Source organism: Acholeplasma laidlawii (assembly GCF_015709225.1).
In the GTDB taxonomy this organism is placed as follows: Bacteria; Bacillota_I; Bacilli_A; order Acholeplasmatales; family Acholeplasmataceae; genus Acholeplasma; species Acholeplasma laidlawii_A.
Genome location: NZ_JADNRS010000019.1, coordinates 38,516 through 45,248 on the forward strand (window position 1 = coordinate 38,516; position 6,733 = coordinate 45,248).

9 protein-coding genes are annotated in these 6,733 nt (G+C 29.6%); 2 read left to right on the forward strand and 7 right to left on the reverse strand.

The window, feature by feature from the left end:
- The first annotated feature begins 304 nt into the window (after positions 1-304).
- Together IY230_RS01600 and IY230_RS06735 are read left to right on the forward strand one after the other, a co-directional pair.
- Entirely contained in the window at positions 305-973 is a 669-nt protein-coding gene (locus tag IY230_RS01600; RefSeq protein ID WP_196369596.1) for a transposase, read from the forward strand.
- Positions 946-1,182, forward strand: a complete 237-nt coding sequence (locus IY230_RS06735; protein ID WP_196369597.1) for a transposase — start codon at positions 946-948, stop codon at positions 1,180-1,182. The genes IY230_RS01600 and IY230_RS06735 overlap by 28 nt, the downstream gene beginning before the upstream one ends.
- Before the next feature lie 42 nt (positions 1,183-1,224).
- On the opposite strand, the gene istB is transcribed toward IY230_RS06735, so the two are convergent.
- The 7 genes from istB to IY230_RS01640 form a co-directional block, all read right to left on the reverse strand.
- Positions 1,225-1,977, reverse strand: a complete 753-nt coding sequence (gene istB, locus IY230_RS01610; RefSeq protein ID WP_196369598.1) for an IS21-like element helper ATPase IstB — start codon at positions 1,975-1,977, stop codon at positions 1,225-1,227.
- The gene (locus IY230_RS01615; protein WP_196369599.1) at positions 1,970-2,242 is read right to left on the reverse strand and encodes a Mu transposase domain-containing protein; all 273 of its coding nucleotides are present in this window, start codon (positions 2,240-2,242) and stop codon (positions 1,970-1,972) included. Before IY230_RS01615 ends, istB begins: the two co-directional genes overlap by 8 nt.
- Before the next feature lie 200 nt (positions 2,243-2,442).
- The gene (locus tag IY230_RS01620) at positions 2,443-2,694 is read right to left on the reverse strand and encodes a DDE-type integrase/transposase/recombinase (RefSeq protein WP_230852571.1); all 252 of its coding nucleotides are present in this window, start codon (positions 2,692-2,694) and stop codon (positions 2,443-2,445) included.
- Between the two features lie 102 nt (positions 2,695-2,796).
- Positions 2,797-3,231, reverse strand: a complete 435-nt coding sequence (locus tag IY230_RS01625; RefSeq protein ID WP_196369600.1) for a hypothetical protein — start codon at positions 3,229-3,231, stop codon at positions 2,797-2,799.
- A 116-nt stretch (positions 3,232-3,347) separates the two neighbouring features.
- A complete protein-coding gene (locus IY230_RS01630; protein ID WP_196369601.1) occupies positions 3,348-3,449 on the reverse strand; it encodes a helix-turn-helix domain-containing protein in 102 nt (33 codons plus the stop codon).
- A gap of 418 nt (positions 3,450-3,867) precedes the next feature.
- Positions 3,868-6,054 carry a hypothetical protein gene (locus tag IY230_RS01635; RefSeq protein WP_196369602.1) on the reverse strand — a complete coding sequence of 729 codons (2,187 nt, stop codon included), beginning with the start codon at positions 6,052-6,054 and terminating at the stop codon, positions 3,868-3,870.
- A 48-nt stretch (positions 6,055-6,102) separates the two neighbouring features.
- Positions 6,103-6,733 (reverse strand): TasA family protein (locus IY230_RS01640; RefSeq protein ID WP_196369603.1); only part of this gene is annotated, 631 nt, incomplete at its 5' end.

Here is a 6,733-nt window from a genome sequence, read left to right on the forward strand (position 1 = left end):
CGGTATTTAATAATCTTCTATATATATTATACTAATATTTGTCAATATTAGCTTAATAATATTCTTCACTCCAAACAATTATTAAAGTATTAGATAAATATTTGCATATAAAGATAGAATATTAAACTAAAAAAGAACCTAGATTTTTAAAGTTATGTAAAATAGATGGTGGCTAATTAATAGCTGTCCAAATGATGGTGGCGTACCACCATGTTTTTTAAAGCGTTTTTTTGAATATAAAAAGAAGACCTCATTCTATGCTACAATTTTAGTAACTAGCTAATCCGTAGAAAGATAGGTCTTCATGAATGATGATACCATAAAATTATTAAATCTTGAACACATCGAACACTTAATTGAAAGTATAGAGACTGTTTCTTCTCATCAAATGATTGCTCTTCATCTTCGCTTATTTAAAGCACCTCAGATATGTCCAAGTTGTTCTCATATCACTGAACGTTTTCACAGCTATCGAATGCGTCAAATCACACACAGTGTACTTCTAGATAAGAAATACACCTTGATATATCACGCCAGAAGATATAAATGCTTAATGTGTGGTAAAGTCTTTTACGAACATAATCCCTTTTCACTCAAGTATGAATCCATTTCAACTTATACGAAATTCTCTATATTGGAATATTTAAAAGACTATACGCACACATTTACTTCCGCTGCTCACACTTACTTTGTTTCTAAACAAACTGTGGTTGATATTTTTGATCACTTTGTTGATGCAAAAAGAAGATCTTTACCAGAAGTTATATGTATGGATGAGTTTTATACATCTAAAGTTTCTAAATATAAGTATGCATGTGTACTTTTTGACTTTAAATATCAAAAATTAATTGATATTTATCCCACAAGACATAAAAACTATTTGATTCAAGTATTCTCACGTTTTCCTATACCTGAAAAAAGCGCGTTAAAGCTTTTGTTATCGATATGTGGCCTTCTTATAAAGAAGTTATAGAACTTACATTTCCTCATGCGCTTATCGCTGTTCATTCTTTTCATATCATTAGAAAATTAAATGATGCCATTAGACATATTAGAATTGAAGTTATGAATAGATATCGATTAAACAAAAGTGCACCTGAACATGATGATATGTATTATTACATGCTCAAGAAATTCCATTATTTTTTTCTAAAAAATTATGAAGATATACATGATGTGTAAATGTCAATATAAAAAAGAAAGAAAGTGTGCATGTAAGATTCCTTATTTAGATTTATTAGATGAATGCTTTAGTTTATCTTTAATTCTATAAGAAGGTCCTACTATGTTAAAGATATAAGAGTGATGTAAGATGCGATCAAGCACAGCCTTAGTCATCATCTCATCATTGCCTAATATTTGTGGCCATTTATCAAATGTCATATTACTTGTAAAGATTGTAGACTTCTTTGTATATCTTAAGTCTATTAACTGAAAGAAGAGCTTTGCTTCAAGTGGGCTTATTTTACTAAAGCCAACTTCATCAATTATTAAAACTTTATATTTAAAGAAATGTCTTACTCGCTTATCAAAGGTTCCCTCTTGATAAGCGTTTTTTAATATTGTTATTAGTTTATTAAATTTGATGAAATAAACACTATTACGTTTAATTGCTACTTCATATCCAATAGCTATTGCTAAATGTGTTTTACCAACACCAGGGTTACCTACAAATACGACATTAATTGCTTCTTCATAAAAGTTAGAATTAGCTATTGTTTTTATTTTTTCTTCATTAACCGTTGGTTGAAAATCAAAGTCGTATTCTTCAATTTTTCTAAGGAATGGAAATCCTGCAACTTTAACATTGTAAAGTTTATTGTTTTCTTCTTTAGCGATAACTTCTCTATTTAGAATTTTATGAATTCCTTTTAAATCACTATTTGTTATTGAATCATTTATATGTAACTCTTTTAAGTATGTATATGCTGATTTTAATTTTAAATATGTTAGTTGATCTAATACTTCATTAATCATAATTTATATTCCTCATTTCATTTATTATTACTGAATTATCTATTTCTATTTTAGTATCTTTATTGTTTCTGTTATATTTTAATTTGTGTTCTTTTTTAATATTTAATAAATTGCTTGTTATTTTGTGGATTGTTATGATTTTTTCGTTATAATAGATGTGAAGTTCTTTGTCTCTTACAATTGCTAGACCTACTTTTAATCCAATATATTTCTTTGGTACAGAATACTTATTAGATTTAAAGCTTATTAGCGATTCATTGGACACTGTAACCTCATTTAATGTTAGGTGATACTTTTTCCTTATCTCTTTGCTTGGGAGTGGTAAAAGGTCACCTTTTTCTTTTTCTAGTAAGAACCTTCTTGGAAACTTTGTTGCTTGTGATATTGAATCATTATCTTCGTTATTTATTATTTCAAAAATATCATGAACACTGTCTAAGTCTTTATATTTACCGTTATAGTTTTTTAGTTGTCCATTATTTTATTTTGTGTTTCAGTTTTACCTTTAGTTTGTGGCCTATATGGCATACATGGTTTTACTTTAAAACCATAGTCTTTAGAAAACTCACTATATGTATTTGTTAGTATTGCTGCGTCATCTTTAGTTCTAGGTTTTTCTACAAATTGTTTTAAGTTATCAATTACTAACTCTTTAGGAACTCCACCAATGTGCTCAAATGCACGAGCTAAGAATGAGAGAAGAACTTCAGTTTTCATATCGATTATTAAGTCTCTAAAATTAAATCTTGACCAGGAGAGTGTTAGTGTTGGAATATTAACGTATGTAATATTACCTGACTCATCTATTGTCTTAACTTTTTATTTTAAATCAAACTGTGCTTGCTCTCCAGGGTTAGTTTCAAACCTTTTTGTAAATTTAGCGTCTTTTTGACGCTTGAAGTATTTGCTGAGTTCACTGTCATTATGAATATAACGGGATAGCGTTGTTCTTGTACACGTTATTCCTTTTTCTCTTTTTAAGTATTTAAATAAGTGATCCATATAATCAAAACTTCTATTTTTATCTGATAAAACTTCAAGTATATAATCTCTATATTCATCTAAATATTTAATCCTATTTCTAGTTTTCTTTGGAGTTTCTCCGTTTAAATATCTTTTTACTGTTTTAAAGTCTTTATCTAATTCTCTAGCTAACTTTGATATATTTATTTTAATCAATCCTTCCTTGTAAGCTTTACTAAAATATAGTAAGTCTTCTATTTTTGTTATTTTTTCTAATATTGCTTTTGTCATTATAATCATCCTCTCCTAATATATACACAAGGACCATTATAACAAAAAAAGATGTATTAAGTGTTGTTAAGTCGGGATTCTTAACTGCACACTTTATATACATCTTATAGTATCATTTATATCTTTACAGTATTTCTTGATATTCCTAATTGTTTTGCAATCTTTAACTTTGGGACTTTTCTCTTGTGTAATTCTTGTACAGCTGCCCATTCTTTCAAATTTTTCACTTCCTTCTGACCACCTTTCGTAATGTCTACAAAAGTATGGTATATTATTGATATTAGGTGGTCAATTTTAAACGTAAAAAATTTAAGAAATTCAAAATTTTGATTGCGATTTTATTTCTTTAGGTGGTCAGTTTTACTCGTAAATTGGTGGTCAATTTTCATTGTAAATCAATAGATGTTGTTTCTATAGATACCATTCTTTTAGATCCCTTATTACTATAGCTTCTTATTTACGACCTAATTGTTCTTTGAAATTTTAACTTTTCTATTACTACCAAGGGGTTTCTATGTTCTTTTTTAATTTGATAGTTTATAGAAATGGAAAAAGAGAGATGAATTATTATATTCATCTCCCTTTTTTGTTACTGTACCAACCTTAACTAGCGAATTGTTACTTTAATGATTAATTCTATCCAATGACTATAGGTGCATTCAGGTCGATGTCATCCATCTGTTTTATCGTGTACCCGCTGTATAAGCCCCCCATTTGTAGAGCTAGAGCATCGCGTAAACCATCAGCATCGTATACCCTAATCTCTTTATTGGACTCATCAACAACATATCCTGTTGTTGGTTCATCTACAAATACTGTTAATGATTGCATATATTTTGTATCTTGAAATGGTAATAAATCTTGGTAATTTTCAAATGTAATTGATTCTCCATTGTATCTAGAATTATTAAATACAAATTTGATATCATCAGCTCTTACAGAAAAACCTAAATCTTCAACAAATTCAGTATTATCAAATGTTGTATTTGAATAAGCAGCTATAAAATGATAACCACCTTTTTCAAATCTTGAATCATTAAACTCTACTTGATAACCTTTTGAGTATGAAGTCCAACCTTTTAATGTTGTTCTATTAACAATTAATTTACCTGTTGATGAATCACCATCAATATTAATTGTATAAGCACTTGATGTAATCAGTGAATCTTCAACGATTACTGTTCCTTCGTATCCATTAAATAATAAACCGCGGAATGCACTTGCTGATGTGATTTCATTTAATCTAATGTTACTAAATGTAGTTACTGAATCAGCAGTTGTTCCTGTTACGTAAATTGTAGCACCCCAAGTAGCTGTTCCACCCATTGATAAAACTGAGTTTTTCACTGTATTATTTGAACCATTGATCATAATAGCATATTCTCCTGCAAAACGTTGTGAATCAGGTAATGTAGTTTTTGCCATTAAGCCGTCAATTGTATTATTTGAACCGTTAATTGTAAGCATTCTAATCGCTGCATTGAATACAACTTCTTCTAAGCTACTGAATGTAAATCCACTTCCTGTAACTGATAATGTTGTACTTAATCCTTGACCAATAACGATATCTTTGAAACCTAAAACAATTGCTTTATCTAATTCTGTTTGTGAACGAACAACCATTCTTGCTTTTACATTTTCAGCAAGTTTTACATCCCCATTTAATGCAAATGAACCTAAATCAAGTGTGATTGCTTTATCAATAACAAATGCTTCTGATAATGTCATGTTTTTTTCAAGATATACGATATCGCCTGATGTTGCACTTCTTAAAGCTTCTTCTGCATTAAAGTATACTTCTAAAGTATCTGACACGACTCTTGCTTCAATTGGACGATCAAATAAGATATATTCACTGAAATGTGTAGTTGTAAATTGAATGTAATATTTACCATCAATTTCAAAACTAGTTGTTGCCATTGGCTCTAATTGTGTTCCATCACTATAATAAACTACAGCACCTGGCATATCTTTATCAACTGGAATTGTAACTGTAATTAATTCTTCATTATCTTCAGCGATTCCTGGAAGTTTGATATCTAAAGTTTGTACTAATACTGGACTAGTAGCATCTTGTTTAACTACAAAATTAGTAGGAGCAGCAGGTTTAGTAATCTCTACAGTAGGAACTTGACCTGGTGCGAATATACCCTCTGGAATATCTAATTTAATTCCACCTTGATTCAATACAGCTGATCCGTTATATCTAATGATTTCTTCATCACCAGTAACTTCAGCATTACCTTGAATTGCTTCAACAACTAATACAATACTAGTTGATAGATCTTGATATTTATTACCAGCATTTTCTGGAAGTTCAATTTCAAAAGTAATATTTTCAAGTTCATCTGTTACTGCAAGATCTTGCCAATTTGATTTATATGAAATAATTCCACTAAAATCACTTTCATTAACTTTGAAACTTAAACCAGAGAATAATAGTAAACTATCATCCCTTTCAACACCCTCAGGTGCTACAGATGATATGCTTACTCTATATTTAACAGCAATATTACTTTTATTTGTAAGTTGAACTGTAAATTTAACTCCATCACCAGGAACTAATTTATTAAGTACTACTTGATTTTCATCGAATTCAACATCACCCCCGAATGTATGTTGTAATCCAGTAACATATGCTTCATCTAATTGTTTTGTTTGAATCGAAGCTTCATCTACGACAGCTTCTACACTTACCTTCCCACTGGTAATATCAATTGAATTACGACTTACGCTTGTAAATAAAGCATAAGTTGCACCTAATAATAGACTAAGCGCTAATGCAATAGTTAATATTGCACTTGTAATAACTTTCTTTTTCATATACTTCTCCCTAAGTATTTTTTGGTTTTATAACCTAAAAATATTATTTTATTCAGTTGTTCTTTGAATTGCTGTAACTATTAAGTCAAAGTCAACTGTTAAATCTTGTGCATCATTGTTATCATTTTGATTAATGAATTCAATTCTAATTGTGAATGACTTGGCGCTGTTTGAAACAGTTTTGTCCATCGTTCCACTGACTAAAATTGTTTCACCGTCTGATAACAATTTAGCATTTACTGTATCACCATCAACTGTTACTTTTAATTGCTCTGCTAATGCATTTGAGTTACTTGTTAAGACGATTTTTACTGTATAGTCAAACGCTACACTACCATTATTTGATAGTTTTAATGTAGCTTCATAGAATGAATTTGGAACAACTAAAACTTCATCTTCTAAACCAAATACATTTTCAGTTAGCGTTGATGATTTAGTAAAGTCTTTAACTTCATTGTCTGTTTGTTCAACTAAATAACCTGTGACAGGATTTAGTTCTGCCCATTTCAAACTTGTTCTTTCCAGTTTTACTTTAAGTGTTCCAGCTTGTAAATGGTTATCAATACTGATTGAATCTGAGAACAGTGCATATGTTCCCGCAACTATAAGTGCTGCAGCTCCAACAATAGCAAATGCTGATGCGATTAAGACCTTAATTTTACTCCCCATATTTAACCTC

Coding starts and splice junctions, on each gene's coding strand:
- IY230_RS01600 (WP_196369596.1), top strand. CDS start 305: ATGAATGATGATACCATAAAATTATTAAATCTTGAACACATCGAACAC.
- IY230_RS06735 (WP_196369597.1), top strand. CDS start 946: ATGTGGCCTTCTTATAAAGAAGTTATAGAACTTACATTTCCTCATGCG.
- istB (WP_196369598.1), bottom strand. CDS start 1,977: ATGATTAATGAAGTATTAGATCAACTAACATATTTAAAATTAAAATCA.
- IY230_RS01620 (WP_230852571.1), bottom strand. CDS start 2,694: ATGAAAACTGAAGTTCTTCTCTCATTCTTAGCTCGTGCATTTGAGCAC.
- IY230_RS01625 (WP_196369600.1), bottom strand. CDS start 3,231: ATGACAAAAGCAATATTAGAAAAAATAACAAAAATAGAAGACTTACTA.
- IY230_RS01635 (WP_196369602.1), bottom strand. CDS start 6,054: ATGAAAAAGAAAGTTATTACAAGTGCAATATTAACTATTGCATTAGCG.